The organism is Arthrobacter sp. UYEF36 (assembly GCF_040547025.1).
Lineage (GTDB): Bacteria > Actinomycetota > Actinomycetes > Actinomycetales > Micrococcaceae > Arthrobacter.
Genome location: NZ_JBEPOX010000020.1, coordinates 21,058 through 37,845, shown reverse-complemented (window position 1 = coordinate 37,845; position 16,788 = coordinate 21,058). Strand labels below are relative to the sequence as shown.

General features: G+C 64.7%; 15 protein-coding genes. 5 read left to right on the top strand and 10 right to left on the bottom strand.

Annotation, left to right across the window (positions count from 1 at the left end; genetic code table 11):
* From ABIB29_RS19740 to ABIB29_RS19720, 5 genes are all read right to left on the bottom strand, one after another.
* A partial coding sequence (locus ABIB29_RS19740; protein WP_354174710.1) for an ATP-binding protein occupies positions 1–599 on the bottom strand: 599 nt, incomplete at its 3' end.
* Positions 596–1,831 carry an IS21 family transposase gene (gene istA, locus ABIB29_RS19735; protein ID WP_354174709.1) on the bottom strand — a complete coding sequence of 412 codons (1,236 nt, stop codon included), beginning with the start codon at positions 1,829–1,831 and terminating at the stop codon, positions 596–598. The genes ABIB29_RS19740 and istA, both read right to left, overlap by 4 nt.
* A 62-nt stretch (positions 1,832–1,893) precedes the next feature.
* A complete protein-coding gene (locus ABIB29_RS19730) occupies positions 1,894–3,297 on the bottom strand; it encodes a DNA primase family protein (RefSeq protein ID WP_354174707.1) in 1,404 nt (467 codons plus the stop codon).
* Between the two features lie 724 nt (positions 3,298–4,021).
* Positions 4,022–4,219, bottom strand: a complete 198-nt coding sequence (locus ABIB29_RS19725) for a hypothetical protein (RefSeq protein WP_354174705.1) — start codon at positions 4,217–4,219, stop codon at positions 4,022–4,024.
* 516 nt (positions 4,220–4,735) lie between these two features.
* Positions 4,736–6,160, bottom strand: coding sequence for a recombinase family protein (locus ABIB29_RS19720; RefSeq protein ID WP_354174703.1), 1,425 nt, complete (start codon positions 6,158–6,160; stop codon positions 4,736–4,738).
* A gap of 52 nt (positions 6,161–6,212) precedes the next feature.
* Between ABIB29_RS19720 and ABIB29_RS19715 the strand changes: the two genes are divergently transcribed.
* Both ABIB29_RS19715 and ettA read left to right on the top strand, forming a co-directional pair.
* On the top strand, positions 6,213–6,605 hold the full coding sequence (locus ABIB29_RS19715; RefSeq protein WP_502915661.1) for a hypothetical protein: 393 nt from the start codon (positions 6,213–6,215) through the stop codon (positions 6,603–6,605).
* 111 nt (positions 6,606–6,716) lie between these two features.
* Entirely contained in the window at positions 6,717–8,399 is a 1,683-nt protein-coding gene (gene ettA, locus ABIB29_RS19710; protein ID WP_354174701.1) for an energy-dependent translational throttle protein EttA, read from the top strand.
* Between the two features lie 99 nt (positions 8,400–8,498).
* On the opposite strand, the gene tesB is transcribed toward ettA, so the two are convergent.
* Positions 8,499–9,479, bottom strand: a complete 981-nt coding sequence (tesB, locus tag ABIB29_RS19705) for an acyl-CoA thioesterase II (RefSeq protein WP_354174700.1) — start codon at positions 9,477–9,479, stop codon at positions 8,499–8,501.
* A 63-nt stretch (positions 9,480–9,542) separates the two neighbouring features.
* Between tesB and ABIB29_RS19700 the strand changes: the two genes are divergently transcribed.
* Positions 9,543–10,202, top strand: coding sequence for a DUF8185 domain-containing protein (locus ABIB29_RS19700; protein WP_354174698.1), 660 nt, complete (start codon positions 9,543–9,545; stop codon positions 10,200–10,202).
* Between the two features lie 229 nt (positions 10,203–10,431).
* Positions 10,432–11,139 (top strand): Pr6Pr family membrane protein, encoded by a 708-nt coding sequence (locus ABIB29_RS19695; RefSeq protein ID WP_354174697.1) that lies wholly within the window; start codon positions 10,432–10,434, stop codon positions 11,137–11,139.
* A gap of 44 nt (positions 11,140–11,183) precedes the next feature.
* Here the strand turns inward: ABIB29_RS19695 and ABIB29_RS19690 are convergent, their stop codons facing one another.
* Together ABIB29_RS19690 and ABIB29_RS19685 are read right to left on the bottom strand one after the other, a co-directional pair.
* Positions 11,184–11,642, bottom strand: a complete 459-nt coding sequence (locus ABIB29_RS19690; RefSeq protein ID WP_354174696.1) for a globin — start codon at positions 11,640–11,642, stop codon at positions 11,184–11,186.
* Positions 11,643–11,646: 4 nt separating this feature from the next.
* Entirely contained in the window at positions 11,647–12,306 is a 660-nt protein-coding gene (locus tag ABIB29_RS19685; protein WP_354174695.1) for a mechanosensitive ion channel family protein, read from the bottom strand.
* 136 nt (positions 12,307–12,442) lie between these two features.
* On the opposite strand from ABIB29_RS19685, the gene ABIB29_RS19680 reads away from it, so the two are divergent.
* The gene (locus tag ABIB29_RS19680; protein WP_354174693.1) at positions 12,443–13,468 is read left to right on the top strand and encodes an NAD-dependent epimerase/dehydratase family protein; all 1,026 of its coding nucleotides are present in this window, start codon (positions 12,443–12,445) and stop codon (positions 13,466–13,468) included.
* A 76-nt stretch (positions 13,469–13,544) separates the two neighbouring features.
* On the opposite strand, the gene ABIB29_RS19675 is transcribed toward ABIB29_RS19680, so the two are convergent.
* Together ABIB29_RS19675 and pepN are read right to left on the bottom strand one after the other, a co-directional pair.
* Complete coding sequence (locus ABIB29_RS19675; protein WP_354174691.1) at positions 13,545–14,030, bottom strand: OsmC family protein; 486 nt, start codon at positions 14,028–14,030, stop codon at positions 13,545–13,547.
* A 93-nt stretch (positions 14,031–14,123) separates the two neighbouring features.
* On the bottom strand, positions 14,124–16,679 hold the full coding sequence (gene pepN, locus ABIB29_RS19670; RefSeq protein WP_354174689.1) for an aminopeptidase N: 2,556 nt from the start codon (positions 16,677–16,679) through the stop codon (positions 14,124–14,126).
* Between the last annotated feature and the right edge of the window lie 109 nt (positions 16,680–16,788).

Here is a 16,788-nt window from a genome sequence, read left to right as displayed (position 1 = left end):
AGCCTGTAACTATGCCGACCCGCGACCGGCCCGGACCCCGCACACCAGCCCGACCTGGCGGACACCTCGGCATAGTCGCGGGCTCGGCATAGATCAACGATGAGCAGCTTGTAGCGGCGCAGCTTGGCCAGTTCCTGAGGCAGCCGGCCACGGTCGTGGGCTTCGGCCAACCTCGATACCCACCCGGTCGCGGTGTCGAAAAGGACCCGGTGCCCGGCGCGTGCGGCGCGGATCCCGATCCCGACAGCCAGGTGGGTTTTGCCGGTGCCGGGCGGGCCGAGCAGGACCACGTTCTTGGCTTCCTCGAGGAAGACCCCGGTGCCCAGGTGCGCGACGAGGTTCCGGTCCGCGGCAGGCTGGTGGTCGAAGTTGAACTCCTCCAACAGCTTGTGTCCGGGAAACTTTGCGGCCCTGATCCGCAGGGCGGCCCCGGAGGCCTCGCGTTCGGCGACTTCCCGGGAGAGGACAGCGGCGAGGTATTCCTCGTGCGACCAGCCCGCCTCCCGGGCCCGGTCGCCGAGGGCCCGGTAGCCGTCGGCGATCCGCGGGGCGCGCAACGCCCGGGCGTAGTAATCGATGTCCTTTCCTGCCCCGTTCACCGTCCTGCCCCGGAGAGCTCACGGGCATCGTCGGGGATGGCGACGCCGAACAGTTCGTCATAGATCGACAGGTCCCGTTCCTCCACCACCGCGGACCGTCCGGCCTTGACGCTGCGGTGGATCCGCCGGAGCGAAGCGGCCTTGTCCACGTGCGCGGGGTCGGTGAAGATCTGGTGTCTGGCCCACCTGCGTTCATGGCTGGCCAGCAGCCGGCCGTCAGCGCTCACCGTGACCTTCTCCAGGTCCGCTTCAACGTCCACGATCCGCCCGATCGCCCCCGGATCCACCGAGTAGTCGTTGGAGAAAACCCGCACGTAGTAATCCCGCGGGAGCCGGACGCTGCTGCGGAACACACTCGCCGGCGCCACCGGCGACAACGGCCGCATCGCTTCCCGGTCCCGGACGAAGAGCTCAGCCGGGCGGCCGTGCCGGGTTCGGGAATAGCGGGCATTCGCCCGCGGCAGCCAGTCCGCGAGCTGATCGTTGAAATCCAGCGGCGACGCGAACGTCCGGCCCGGCATGAATCCCTGGCGGAAGTAGCGGTTCATCCGTTCGACCATGCCTTTGGATTCCGGGTCCCGTGGCGGCAGTTGCCGGATCTCGCATCCCAGCACGCCGGCGAACGCCGCCGCCGGTTCGGTCAGCCGACCCTGCCCGATCCCTGATTCGTTGTCCCAGACCAGCTGTTTCGGGACCGCGCTGGCTTCCTGCAGCAGCGACCACATCCCACCCAGCAGATCGAACGTCGTGCGGGTCGGCAGCATCCTGGCCTGGATGTATCCGGAAAACGCGCTCGTCATCACCAGCACCGGAGGTTTGCCCTCCTGCCCGTGCCCCAGCGGCAGCGGCTCATGCGGGAACCACAAGTCGCACTGCATCGCCTGGCCCGGTTCATGGACCAGCCGGTCCACAGGATCCGCCGGTAAATACTCGGGCCGGATCGCCCGGACCTTGTCCCGGAACAACGACGCGGAGCCCGTCCAACCGGTCCGCTCTGCCAGCACCGAGGCCGGCATCGTCGGCGTCTGCGCCAACAACCCACGCACCCGCGGCAAGTAAACATCAAAACTCGACCCGGCCGGCTTCCGCTCATACTTCGGCGGCCGGTCTGCCTCCAACGCCCGGTCCACCGTCCCCCGGCAAACCCCGAGCTGTTTGGCCAGCTCCCTCTTGGAGATCTTCTCCGTCGCGTATCGGTGGCGTATCTGCGCCCAAACATCCAATGTGATCACCTTCCATAATGGTCAGTGGCCTCATTTTCAGTTGGCGTTTCTGGCCCTATTTTCGGTTGGCGTCAACAGATGTACTTCTTTGTCTCACTGAAGCCCTTGTCCCTGAGGGCTTGGGCGAACGGACGGTCACCAATCGGAGTCCTGCGTTCACGGCGGCACCAGTTCAGGTAGTCCTCACGGAGAACCTTGAAGGTCTCAAAGTGGCCGGTGTCCTCAAATGACACACCGCCCTCAATCCACTGATCAACGGTGTCCTGTGCTTCCTTGTAGGACTCGTTGGCATCGATGACTGCCTGCGGGATGTAGAAGCCTTCCTTGAGGTAAAGAGTGGCTTTGGAGATCCAACGCGCCATCACTCCGGGGCCTTCGTTCTCGATGATCAGCTTGTCGAGACGCTTGATGAACTCTTGTTCCTTCTTGGAGTGCTTGAACTCGATCGTCTTGAGCCTGCGCCATACGCCCTTGTCATCCTTGGGAACCTGAAGACGGTAGTTCGCCATCAGCCAGAGGGTATGTGTCGCGTCAAAGGATACGAAGTCCTTGCCCATGTACCGGCCTGTGATGGTATCGCCGCCAGTGATCTTCTTTAGCTTGGCAGTGTCGAGCTTCTGCCCTTCGGAGATCTCGGAAGTGATCGCCATGCGTGCACCAAGGAACTGCATCAGCTCCGTAGGGTGCGCCTGACTGCGGCTCTTCACCAGCACGGATGAGTCCACGTAGGTTGCGTATCCATCCTCACCGGTACCTAGCAGGGCCTGAGCAATGTTCATCAGTGTTCCCTTGCCTGAACCTGCTTCACCAAACATGTACATGAAGACTTGCTCATCCTGTGCCTTGATCATGGTGACGCCCATCATGATCTCGAAGTAGTCGGACAGCTCAGGTTCCCCTGCGAACGCCTGAGCCAGCAGACGCTCATAGTTCGTAGTCGGGCACGATGAGTCCGGAGCAACGGATGTCGAGCGCTTCACCAGGTTGGCAGGATTGGCCGGGGCAAGTTCACCGGTCCAGAGATCCACCATTCCGGCAGGAGTGTTTATTTCGTAGACTCCGGCATCGAAGTCCGTGAGTCGTACTGCCAGACGCTCATCTGATCGGGCGAGGTTCAGAATCTCGTTAATGCCCTTGGTGTTAAGGATCTTCATGCCAGCGGCCCGCACATCCTCCACGGGGTAGGCGGCTAGGTCCCGGCCAAATTCCTTAACCAGTTCACGTACTGCGTCAGTGGTGTCCCAGCGCCATACGTGCTTGTCCCATACGAGCCACATGCCGCGCTCACTGGAGTACCTGATCTCGTCCTTGCTGGCAAGTGTGAATCGTGTAGCAATGTCGTCCCAGGTTGCGACTCCGTTAGGGGATTTGCCTTTAGTCGGTAGCTGCTTGGCTCCGGTGTGCTTGGGCTTCGCAGGTGGTGCAACGTAGTTCCTGACGGAATCTTCTTGTAGCTGCTTCCAGTTTGTAGTCATGACTATTCTTTCTTTGGTTTAGCGATTCCACGTGGTCTCGTTTCATTAGGGGATTTTGTTGGTATTTCCTTGGCAAGATCATCAGCTTGTCTCTGCTAGCTCTAGCCTGTCGATTTCTTCTGTAAGTCGTGTGATCTTGTGCTGCCGCTTAGTCATGTCCTCCACGTGCATTCTTAGAATGCGATCCAGGGATCTGACTGTTGCTGTACGGGATTGTCGGAGTCGCTCTAGTCGGTTCCTTGCGCGGCCTGTTCGTTTTTCCATAACACATCTTTCGTTCGTTGTTTCGTTGTTATCTAATTATCTCATCTACTTTTACGTGACGTTCATCACACCTGATTGAGTGCAGTGTCAATTTGCGTCTAATGCGTGGACTTTTCATAGACTATGAAGGTGCCCCGGACGCACAAAACCCCTGGAATCACGGAGATTCCAGGGGTTTTATAGAAGGCCATACTATATCAGCTCTGTACCAAATGTCCAAATCCGCCTATCACATGCAGGCGGCGATATCCAGCTAAACACGTACGAGAACCAGGAAAACCCTTCAGGCCTCGGCGGCCAGAAGGGTTTTCCTGCGTATCTAGCTATCGGTTGCGTTCCCATGAGCCGCTGGAAGCGCTGTACGTAGTAGTGAACGGGTGGGGGTAATCAGGCGATCCCCAGTGGAAGCGCTGGTCGCCATCCTCCGGCGTGTCCAGCAGGCGGCGGTCCGCCGCAGCGCTCACTTCTTACCGCCCCGGCCGGAGCCGTTCCTGGCCGGAGTGTCGAGCACAAAGCTCTGTCCGGCCTTGGGTGTCGGAGGCATTGGTTCGTTGGCGACAACGGTGCGCTGCTGTCCGGTGTGGCCACCGCGCGGTCCGACGATGCCGTAGAGGCCGGATGCCGGCGCATCCTGACCGGGTTTCAACTTGTCAGTCAAAGCAGTCTCCTTGGGAGATGGTTTGGCACCGACTCACCTTTAGACTCGCCGCAAAATTACACTCGGAAGTCTGTTCGGATGTAAGCTCAAAATATCCCCTCGCAAAGGATAAGAAGAGCCTCAGTCGGTAGCCGTGGACCTCAGGGACAGGGTTGTCACTGGGGCTTCTTTCGTGCTCCGTAGAGCATGTATCCATTCTACCGGCGAGTACCGACACAAACATGCCTGGTAGGCCTACGTATTACAGGCATGTAGTTCAACGCAGGCCGAATCCACAGGCTGAGGGAATCAAAATGACCGCGGTTAGGCCGTTCTGGAGGCCCAAACACACAGGCTGTGGACTGGCTCCCACAATTAAGTCACCTGCGTGTCGCGTACTGGACCGCGTGTCGCGCCTGAAAGACTCGTGTCGAGTGAGTCCAGGGACTATCGTTCCTTCGAGCAAAAAGATCCTTCCGGCGCCATTGGGGACGTATGAAAGGGTCTTCCGCGTGCTGGGGGTAATGCCTGCTCGGCCTACAGCTTACGGGGAACCATCACAACGTTTTCGTCCGACCAGCGAGCGCCCCGCTTGGTCTTCTTCAGGGTGATGCTCTTCCAGACGCTCTCCACAAGCCTTCTGCGCTTCTCCAGTGTCATCCTGTCCCACTCGAAGACGTACACGATCTCGCCGTTCTCATCGGCCGTACTCTCGGCCAGTTCCTCAACGGTTGGCATCCTTACCAACGAGACCTTCTCAAGCTCCGTGATCTGACGGTTCAGGTCGGCAAGCTTGGTCTCGTGCGTCTTCCTCGGCAAACGGTACTGAGAGGGCGTCCACTCGTCCTCAGCGGCATCCTGCTGGAAGTCTGACCAGCGCTTAACCTCAGCAGCGCGAGCCTCCCTAAGGGCCTTCAGAGCCTCCTTGTCCGCCTCAACTTCCTTCACGTCCAAGTTGAGGAATGCGGACAGCGTATTCATGATGACCAGATCATCAGTGCGCGTCATGGTCTTGGAGGCATGATCCTCAGCGCACCGGTAGATGTAGCCGACCCTGTAGGTGCCGCTCTTAAGCTTTCTCAGCGTGCGCCTTCCGTAGCACTTTCCCTTGCACTCGCCACAGGTCAGCAGTCCGGACAGTAGATACTCCTGCCGTGTCTGCTTGGGCTTGGCTCTTCCCGGTGTTTTGAGGACGGCAACCACGGCGTCCCACGTGTCCTTATCAAGCACGGCGTCCCACCTTCCCGGTAGGAGTTCGCCTTCATGCTCCAGCAGACCGGCCACGCGTGGGTTCAGCAGCGTTCTCCTTAAGGGCTGGCGTTGCCACTCCTGCCCAAAGGTGGTCAGGACGCCACGAGAGTTAAGCAGCTCCACGGCGGCCGAGACTGTTCCTCCGTCAAGCAGGTTCCCGGCAATGTCCTGGAGGGCCTTAGCTTCCTTCTCCACCAACTTTCCGTCCAGCGTCAGACCAAAAGGACGCCTGCCGCGCCAATGGTTCTTGCCTGCTTCCCTGTCCTGAGCAAACTTGGCCTTCTGACGGGCTGAGCGCTTGTCCAATTCATCCTGAGCAAACGTTGTCAAGATGCGTGCCATTACTCGACCACCGGAAGTGGCTAGGTCGATGTCACTGTCAGTAGTGGCAACCGTCAGCGAAGACTTCTCCACCAACTGGATGATGTGTTCAAGTTCCATCGGCACGCGCCACAACCGGTCAAGCTTCCATGCCGTGATTGCATCGATCTCACCGGCTTCAAAGTCTTCAAGCATCTGCTCATAGGCAGGACGTTTAACCTTGCCTGAAGCGGACACATCGTTATCAAGATACTCAGTGCCAACCTCCCAGCCCTTGACCTTCAGTAGCTTGTGGATGTCCTTGCGCTGGCGGTCAACGGCCAGACCTTCATCCTCGGTCCCGAGTCCCTTGTCCTTGGAGATCCTGAGGTAAACCGCCGAAGTTGTCATGGAATGACAATACGGCACTACCAACTGGTTCAGGGTCCAGGGGTACCGGCAATTGGCCGGAAACATCGGTTGCAGCGTCAAGAAGGGCCAGAAGGTCATCGTCGTCGGACGGCTGAAGTTGAGGAGCTGGGAACATGACGGCCGGATCTATCACTCGGCTGAAATCGACGCCGACTCTGTCGGCCACGACCTCATGTGGGGTTCCGCCAATTACATCCGCACGGCCGGCAACGGGCCGCAGGCTGCTGCCGGTCCAGACGGCTCGGGAGCGGCCTCCCCGGAGGGAAACCGCGAGGGGGACCAGGAGGACGACCAGCCCCACGAGGAGCCCGACGACAACGACGGCTACGAACCCACAGTCCACCCTGCCTTCATTGATGACCTCCGCGGCGAAGTGGAGGAGCTCGACGAGGAGACGGGCGAGCTGAAGGGGGCGGCCGCCTGAACGGTCTGCGCCGGCGCCACGCCCCGTGGCGCCGGCAGCGGGCCGCGCCAGGAGGTGAAGGAGGACGGCATGAATGTGAGTTATCCCGGCGGAACCACTAGATTTGTAGGCATGGCGGAATTTATCTACACAATGACCAAGGCCCGCAAGGCCGTTGGCGAAAAACTTATCCTCGATGACGTAAGCATGTCCTTCTTCCCGGGGGCCAAGATTGGCGTTGTCGGCCCGAATGGTGCAGGTAAGTCCACCATTCTCAAGATCATGGCCGGACTGGACACGCCCTCAAACGGTGAGGCCCGGCTCAGCCCCGGCTACACGGTCGGCATCCTGCTGCAGGAACCGCCGCTGAACGAGGACAAGACCGTCCTGGGCAATGTCCAGGAAGGCGTTGGCGAGATCATCGGCAAGATCCAGCGCTTCAATGAGATTTCCGAAGAGATGGCCAGCCCCGACGCTGACTACGATGTCCTCCTTGAGGAAATGGGTCAGCTGCAGGAAGCGATCGACGCCGCCGATGCCTGGGACCTCGATTCCCAGCTCGAGCAGGCCATGGACGCCCTCCGCTGCCCGCCGCCGGAAGCCGATGTCACCCTGCTTTCCGGTGGTGAGCGGCGCCGCGTCGCACTCTGCAAGCTCCTGCTCCAGAAGCCGGACCTGCTGCTCCTCGATGAGCCAACCAACCACCTCGACGCCGAGAGCGTGCTCTGGCTCGAGCAGCACCTCTCCAGCTACCCCGGCGCAGTCCTCGCCGTCACCCACGACCGGTACTTCCTCGACCACGTTGCCGAGTGGATCGCCGAAGTGGACCGCGGCCACCTGTACCCGTACGAGGGCAACTACTCCACCTACCTCGAGAAGAAGCGTGCCCGCCTGGAAGTCCAGGGCAAGAAGGACGCCAAGCAGGCCAAGCGCCTCACCGAGGAACTCGAGTGGGTCCGTTCCAACGCCAAGGGCCGCCAGACCAAGTCCAAGGCCCGTCTGGCCCGCTACGAGGAAATGGCTGCCGAAGCCGACCGCACCCGCAAGCTGGACTTCGAAGAGATCCAGATCCCGCCGGGACCGCGCCTGGGCGGCCTCGTCCTCGAGGCGAAGAACCTGCAGAAGGGTTTCGAGGACCGCACCCTGATCGACGGGCTGTCCTTCACCCTGCCGCGCAACGGCATCGTCGGTGTTATCGGCCCGAACGGCGTCGGCAAGACCACCTTGTTCAAAACCATAGTCGGGCTCGAGCCCCTCGACGGCGGCGAACTCAAGATCGGTGACTCCGTCAAGATTTCCTATGCGGACCAGAGCCGCGGCGGCATCGACCCGAACAAGACCCTGTGGGAGGTTGTCTCCGACGGCCTCGACTACATCCAGGTCGGCCACGTCGAAATGCCGTCCCGTGCCTACGTCGCCGCCTTCGGCTTCAAGGGCCCGGACCAGCAAAAGAAAGCCGGGGTGCTCTCCGGTGGTGAGCGCAACCGCCTGAACCTCGCACTGACCCTCAAGCAGGGCGGAAACCTGCTGCTCCTCGATGAGCCGACTAACGACCTCGACGTCGAAACCCTCAGCAGCCTCGAAAACGCCCTGCTCGAATTCCCGGGCTGCGCCGTTGTGGTCTCGCACGACCGCTGGTTCCTGGACCGGGTGGCCACCCACATCCTCGCCTACGAAGGCGACGAGGAAAACCCCTCGAAGTGGTACTGGTTCGAGGGCAACTTCGAATCCTACGAGGAGAACAAGGTCGAGCGACTGGGCCCGGATGCGGCCAAGCCGCACCGCGTGACCCACCGCCGCCTCACCCGCGACTAAGCCCGCGCGGGCACAGAGCGGAAAAGTGAAGGCCGGCTCCCCACGGGGGAGCCGGTCTTCCCGCATGTCACCTGCAACCAGGCTCAGGAGCGCGGAGGATCAGCCGCGTTCTGCCTTGCGCATCTGGTGCTGCAGGACCTTGGACTGGACGGCGCCCTTGACCTTGTTCCTGAGGTCCGTCGGGACGCGGATCATGCCTTCCTGCGCCACCGTGGCCACATGCCGGCCGTCGCGGCTGAAGATCCTGCCGGTGGCCAGGCCGCGGGCGCCCTGGGCGCTCGGGGACTCCTGCACGTAGAGCAGCCACTCATCCACCCGGACCGGCCGGTGCCACCACATGGCATGGTCCAGGCTGGCCACCGACATGCCCGGGGTAATCCAGCTCATCCCGTGCTTGCGGAGGATGGATTCCAGCAGGGTATAGTCGCTGGCATAGGCCAGGGCGGCGCGGTGCAGGTCCGGATCATCCGGCATGGGTCCGAAGGTCTTCATCCAGACGGCGTTGCGCGGTTCCTTGTTGCCCTTGGCCGAGACGTACAGTGCCGGGTCGACGTGCCGGATGTCGAAGGGCCGCTCGTAAGCCCAGTGGCGTGCCACGGGGTGGTCGAACTTGCCCAGCAGGTCAGCTGTGCTGGGCAGCGACTCCGGAGCGGGGATGCCGGCCGGCATCTCGGTCTGGTGTTCGATTCCCTCGTCCTCATCCTGGAACGACGCGATCATGGACAGGATGGGCATGCCCTCCTGGTACGCGTGGACACGCCGCGCCGAGAACGAGCGGCCGTCCCGCAACCGCTGGACGCCGAAAGTGATCGGCTTGTTGGCGTCCCCGGGCCGGAGGAAATAGCCATGCATGGAATGCACACCCCGCCCCTCGGGCACCGTCCGGCTCCCGGCGATCAGCGACTGGGCGAGCACCTGGCCTCCGAACACGCGGTGCCGGGGCTGCTGCTGCGAGGGGCCCATAAAGATGTCCTCATCCGTCCGGGCACCCTCCAGCTCACCGAGGTTCAGCAATTGGAGGAGCGAGGAGGTGGGGTCCTGTGTCGGCGGCCCCTGCAATCCGGCTTCGGCTTCAGTCATGGTTCGACTCTAGACGCCCCTCCGGCACGGCCCCAAAGAGGCACAGCCGGTAGAGTCGATATTGTGTCTGACGTCCTAACCCTGCCCCTGCAGTTCACCGATCCCCGCGACCTCGCAGATCTGCGCACCTTCGCCACCCGCGCCAAGACGATCGACGACGGCGCCATCCGGCTTCAGGCCTCCGGCGCGGTGCTCGCCGCCTATGTGTGTGTGCTGCGGCCGCGGCTGTTGGGGGAGTCGACACCGACGATCCTCGGACTGCGGACCATGGCACTGGCGCGGCCGGCGGACACCGATGTCACCGTCCCGATCTCCGCGGTGCTGGACCGGCTGGCACGTGCGGGGGAGAACGACGTCGAGCTGCCGCTGCCGCCGGTAACCGTCACCGAATCCTGGGCCGGCGTGGGCGCTCCCCGCACCGGGTGGGAGGCCGTGGCCACGCTCCCCGACGCCGGGCTGCGCCGGTCCGCCGAAGCCGGCATCACCGAGATCGCCGCGATCATCCCGGACAAACCCGGAGCCCTCATCGTCAACAACGCCCGTGCCACGGTCTGGGGACGGGATCTGCCGGGTGCCGGCGGGCTCCCGCTGGGCGCCGCCTTCGCGGCCCTCACCCTCGGCTTCCTCGCCGACGGCGAACAGCAGCTGTACCGGGCCGGCCGCTGGTTCCGGCTCAGCGGAACCCGCGGGCACGTCCTGGCCCGCACCGGTACGGGGCTTTAGGTTCCGCCCTCGTCACGAACTCCGGGCATGGTGCACCTTACTGATTGCCCTGCCGTCCGCCGCACCTGGGACGCTTGCACCCGGATACCCGACTGGGTATTATTGACGCAGAAAGACCCTGGAGACATTCCCCCAAGTGCCTCCGGGGTCTTTCCACGTGTTTCACCAGGCGCTGGACACCCAGGCATCCGGCAACGCCCCTTCTTGACGGGCCTGACATACTGAGCGCATGAGCGGCGCCTCGGTACTGGATCCCCCGGTCGAGCGACACATCGGCTTCAACGATGCCCTGCATCCGGACCGCAGCTGGATCCGGATGCTTCGCTTCGCGGTCGGGGTTTTTGTGCTCGTCGCCCTCGCCCAAAAGACGTACGACGCGACGCTGCCCGGCAGTGACGTGGACGTCTTCCAGCTCTACTCGGAGTTCACGGTCCAGTCCAACTTTGTTCTCGGGCTCGTGCTCCTCGCGTCCGCCGCCCGGCCGCGGACCCGGCTGCCGGAGTCGTGGGACCACCTGTTCGGGGCGCTGGCCTTCTACCTGGTGATGACCGGCATCATCTACGCGGTGCTGGTGGCCCCGCCGGACGAGCCGTGGTGGAGCTGGGACATGTACTGGCCCCAGCTCGCGCACCACCGGCTGGCTCCGCTGTTCGTCACGCTCGACTGGCTACTCGTCACCAGGACGGTGCGCGGCACATGGCGGCGGCCGATCGTGTGGCTCAGTTACCCCGTCGCCTTCCTCATCTTCTCGTGGGTGCGCGGCGCGATCGACGGCTGGTACGTCTACGACTTCCTCGATCCCACGCTCGACGGCGGGTGGCCGGCCGCGCTGACGACGACGGCCCAGGTCCTCGTCGCCTTCCTCGTGATCGCGTTCCTGGTCCATGCCGCCGGCAACGGGCGCGCCGCGCTGGCCGCAGGGCGTGACCGACGCTGATCACAGGGCCATCAGGGGGCCACACCGGGCCCCCGTGACCGGTCTCAGGCCCCGGACGGGCTGTTCACCATGGAGAGGGCCGCCCGCTCCATGTAGTCCCAGAGAGTCCCCTCGTACAGCGGCGGCAGCTCCAGGGCATCCACCGCGGTGCGCATGTGCAACAGCCACCGCTCCTTGGCTTCCGGGGTGACCCGGAAGGGCATGTGGCGCATCCTCAGCCGGGGGTGCCCGCGCTCCTCGCCGTACGTCGTCGGGCCGCCCCAATACTGCTCGAGGAACATCAGGAAGCGCCGCTTGGCAGGGCCCAGATCCTCTTCCGGATACATCGGCCGCAGCAGCGGATCAGTCGCCACACCGTGGTAAAACACATCGACGAGCTTCACGAAGGTCTCGTGGCCGCCCACGGCATCGTAGAAGTTGTCCGTGTAGCCGGGCTGGCTGAACGGATCGTTCTGGAGCAGCTGCTTGGGCTGGCGGGGTTCGCCGGCGCTGGGAATCGTCATGGTCCTATTCTCCGGCCTTCTGCTGGGGTGTGCTGTCAGCCTCGTCAGCCGGCGGCGTGACAGGGGGAAGGTAGGTGCCCTGGGAGCGGTTGCCCACCCGCAGGATTTCGCCGTTGCGCAGGTACCAGATGGTGCCGTTCTCCGCCCGGACCCGGGTGATGCGCAGGTTCATGGCCTCAACCGTGCCCACCACTTCGGAGGTCTCGATGATGTCGCCGATCCCGTACTGGTCCTCCATGGTGATGAAGATGCCGGCCAGGAAGTCGCGGATCAGCTGCTGGGCGCCGAAACCGATGGCGATACCGAGGATGCCGACGCTGGTCAGGATCGGCGCGACGTCCACGTTCAGGTTCTTGAGCACGTACACGCTGGTAAGGATGGAGACCAGGACACCCACCACGCTGCTGAGCAGTGCCCCGATGGTGTTGGCCCGCTGGACCCGGCGTTCATGGTCCAGGGCACGGAAGGCGGGACTCACCCAGCGGAAGTATGGCTTCTTGAACAACGTGCTGCCTGCGGCGACGCGCTTGGTGATTCCGGCGATCACAAAGGACGCCACCAGCCACACGGCGACGCCGACACCCAGGCTGATGAGGACACCCGGCACGTTGACGGCCGAGATGTCCGGAGCGGGGAGGGGATCGGTGCTGGTCATGCTGAACATCGGCGGGGGTACTCCTTGTTGCTGCGTTGCTGCGGCCGGCCGGTGGCGCCGGGCTGGGCGTCCAGAGGGGCGGCCGGCGTTCGCCGGGCGCATAACGTTCTGGTCCCATTCAACATTAGCGCCGTAGCGTGGCCCCATGCGCATCCTGGTTCTCGGCGGCACCGCCTTCCTGTCAGCAGAAATAGTCCGGCAGGCCCTGGCGGCGGGCCACGATGTCACCTGCCTGGCCCGCGGCACCACGTCCGCTCCGCCCGACGGCGCCACCTGGCTGCGGGCGGACCGCTCCGAGGGTGCCGCCGCGTATTCGGCCGCCTGCGAGGGGGCCGCCTCCGACGGCGCGTGGGACGCCGTCGTCGACGTTTCGCGGGACCCCGGCCAGGCGCGGGAGGCGCTTGAGGCGCTGGCAGGCTCCGCCCGGCACTGGACCTTCATCTCCAGCTGCTCGGTCTACGCGGACCATTCCGTGGCCGGGGCAGCGGAAACCGCGGCGCGGCTGCCGCCGCTGGCGCCCGGGACGGAACTCAGCGCCGGGAATTACGGCGAAGCCAAGGCCGCCATCGAGGACTGGACCACGGAACTCGCCGGGGACAAGGCCCATATCTGCCGGGCCGGGCTCATCGGCGGCCCGGGCGACGGCTCGGACCGCTACGGCTACTGGCCGGCCCGCTTCGCCCGGGACCCGGGCGCCGTCCTGGTCCCGGACATCCCCACGGACGCCACCCAGATCATCGACGTCCGTGACCTCGCAGCCTGGACCCTCACCGCGGCCCAAAACGGGACCACCGGGGTAATGAACGCCGTGGGGGAGCCGGTGCTGTTCGCTGCCTACCTTGAGGAATCGCGCCGGCTCGCCGGCGGTTCCGCCGAGGTGGTCGCCGCTCCGGCGGACTGGCTGGTCTCCCACGGCGCCAACTACTGGGCCGGACCGGATTCTCTGCCGTTGTGGCTGCCGCCGGACCACGGGGGCTTCGCGACCCGCAGCAACGCCGCGGCCACGGCCGCCGGACTGCGCACCCGGCCCTGGACGGACACCCTGCGGGACACCCTGGCGGATGAACGCCGCCGCGGACTCGACCGCGAACGCAAGGCCGGGATGAGCCCGGCGACGGAACGCCGGATCGTGTCCGAGTACCGGGCCTCCGCAAAGGGGGCTCCCGGGTAGGGGCGGCCGGGAACAGGTCCGCCGGACACCGGGCCGCGGACGTGGACGTGGCCGTGGCCGGGGCCGGCTGAGCCGTTCAGCCCGCCTGTCCCTCGAGCACCACACTCGGCTCGTGCAGCACTGGGAAGTTGACGCTCCGGGCAATGAAGCAGACCCTGTTCGCCCCGGTGTGCAATTCCTCCATAAGTTCCTCCGCCACCGGCGCAGCGACGGTTACCCGGGGCTTGAGCGTGACCGATTCAAACTGTCCGCTGCCGTCCCGGTTGGTCCGCATCAGACCCTCGGCCCGGTCCTCATACCCCGTGACCACCACGCCGTGCTTCACGGCCACGTGCAGGAAGGACAGCATGTGGCACTGGGACAGGGCGGCCAGCAGCAACTGCTCCGGGTTGTAGCGGGTCCGGTCGCCGTGGAACGCCGGGTCCGCGGAACCCCGCAGGACGGGCAGCCCGGGGATCTCGACGTCATGATCGCGTGAATAGCCGCGGTAGGACGCCGTCCCGGCGCCAAGGTTCCCGGTCCAGCGGACTGTCAGCGCATAGCGGTGCTCATCGAGGCTCATGCGGCCAGTCTAGAACGACGGAACCCCGGCGCCGCACGGGGGCGGCGCCGGGGTTCCGGGGTCCAGGGGCAGGTCGCCCCGGCGGTCAGGTGGCTACCCGACGTCGGCCTGGCGGGCGCGCAGCGCGCGTGCCACACCGTCGCGGTTCTCCAGCATCATCCGCCGCAGGGCCGCGCTGTCCGCCGGCAGCGAGGCCAGGAACTCATCCGTGCGGTCCACGGTCGCCTGCGTGGTCAGCTGTGCCGGGTAGAGCCCGACGACGATCTGCTGGGCCAGCGCGTGCGTGCGCTCCCTGACGACGCCCGGGACCGCGTCGAAGTACTTTTCGGCGTACGGCTCCAGCAGGGAGGTGTCCAGCACCCGGGTGAAGCCGCTGACGGCTGAACCCTGGAGGGCATTGGACAGCTCGCCCTTGACCACAATCGAGTCCCAGGCCGCGGCCTTCGCCTCAGGAGTCGGAATGGCGGCCTTGGCGAGGGCCGCCGCGTTCTGCCCGGTGGCGGTGTTGTCGTGCTCGAGTTCGGCGTCGATCGTCTCCTGCCCGGCGCGGCCGCCGGCGACGAGGGAGGTAATCAGTTCCCAGCGCAGGTCCTGGTCCACAGCGAGACCCTCCAGCGTCAGGCTGCCCTCCAGCAGTCCGGCGACGGTGTCCAGTTGTCCGGCGCTGCGGGCCAGCAGGGCATAGGACTTGACGAACTGCAGCTGGGCGTCGGAGCCCGCAGGGACACCGGAAGCCAGCTCCCAGAGCCGGTCGGCGGCGGCAACCGCGGTGGCTTCCTTGTGTTCCGGAGCCACATAGAAATTCAGTGTCGTGGCCAGCTGGCGCAGTTGGACCAGGATCACCGAGGAGTCGGATTCCTCGGCGATGTTGGCCAGGATGAGTTCGACGTAGCCGCGGGCCGGCGTTTCGCCGTCGCGGGCCGCATCCCAGGCCGACCCCCACACCAGGGTCCGGGGAAGGCTTTGGCTGAAGTCCTTGAGGTGGGCCGTGGCCGTGGCGAGGGACTTCGGATCGAGGCGGACCTTGGCGTAGGCGAGGTCGTCGTCGTTGAGCAGGATCAGGTCCGGCCGGGCCAGTCCGGCCAGCGACGGCACGTCGGTGCGGCCGCCGTCGACGTCGAGCTCCTCGCGGTGGACGCGTTCCAGCTTCCCGGCGGCGGTGAGGTTGTAGAAGCCGACGGCGAGCCGGTGCGGGCGGATGGTGGGCTGGGCCTCCGTGGCGGACTGCAGGATCGCGAAGGAGGAGATCGTCCCGTCCTCACCCACGGCGAGCTCGGGCTTGAGCGTGTTGACGCCGGCGGTCTCGAGCCAGAGCTGCCCCCACTGGTCCAGGTCACGGCCGCTGGCCTTTTCGAGCTCAGCCATCAGGTCGCTGAGCTCGGTGTTCCGCCAGGCATGCTTGCGGAAGTATTCGCGGACACCGGCCATGAACTCCTCCGGACCCACCCACGCCACCAGCTGGCGGAGCACCGAGGCGCCCTTGGCATAGGTGATGCCGTCGAAGTTCACCTCGACGTCCTCCAGGTCGTTGATCTCGGCGAAGATCGGGTGGGTGGTGGGGAGCTGGTCCTGGCGGTAGGCCCAGGACTTCTCCACCGACGCGAAGGTGGTCCAGGCGCGGTCGAACCGGGTGTTTTCCACGGCGGCGAGGTGGGACATGTACTCGGCGAAGGACTCGTTGAGCCAGAGGTCGTTCCACCAGCGCATCGTCACGAGGTCCCCGAACCACATGTGGGCGAGCTCGTGGAGCACGGTGATGGCGCGGCGCTCCACCTGGGCGTCCGTGACCTTGCTGCGGAAGACATAGCCTTCCAGTATGGTCACGGCCCCGGCGTTTTCCATGGCGCCGGCGTTGAACTCCGGCACAAAGAGCTGGTCGTACTTCTCGAACGGGTACGGGCAGCCGAACTGCGCCTCGAAGAACTCGAAGCCCTGGCGGGTGAGGTCGAAGATGTTGTCCGCGTCGAGGTACTGCATCAGGGACTTCCGCGCGAAGACGCCCAGCGGAGTGACCTTCCCGTCGGCGGAGACCACTTCGCTGCGGACGCACTGGTACGGCCCCGCGATCAGGGCCGTGACGTAGGAGGAGAGCCGCGGTGTGGGGGTGAATTCCCAGACCGAGCGGGCGCCGCCGTCGGTGCCGGGGATGGTCTCGACCGGCTCCGGGGTGGGGGAATTGGACACGATGTCCCAGTGCGAGGGGGCAATCACCGTGAACGTGAAGCTGGCCTTGAGGTCGGGCTGCTCAAACACCGCGAACATCCGCCGGGAGTCCGGAACCTCGAACTGGGTGTAGAGGTAGACCTCATGGTCCACCGGATCCACGAAGCGGTGCAGGCCCTCGCCCGTGTTCATGTACGGGGCCTCGGCGACGACCAGCAGCTCGTTGTCCGCCGCCAGATCCGGCAGCCGGATGCGGATGCCGTCGGACACCTCGGCCGGGTCAAGCTCGCGCCCGTTCAGGGTCACACTCTGCACGGCGTCGGTGACGGCGTCGATGAACGTCGAGGACCCCGGCTTGGCCGTGAACTTCACGGCGGTGGTGGTGCCGAAGACTTTCTCCCCGCGGGTCAGGTCAAGGTCGACCTCGTAGGAGTCGACGGCGATCAGTTCGGCGCGCTCGCGTGCTTCGGCGCGCGTCAGGTTCATTCCGGGCAAGGGTGGGCCTCCAGGGATGCGTGGGGATGGGAGAACTCGTTACTGTGAAATTATTCTTTCACTTCTGCGGCGCTTGGCAAGTTGCCTGGGTCACACCAAG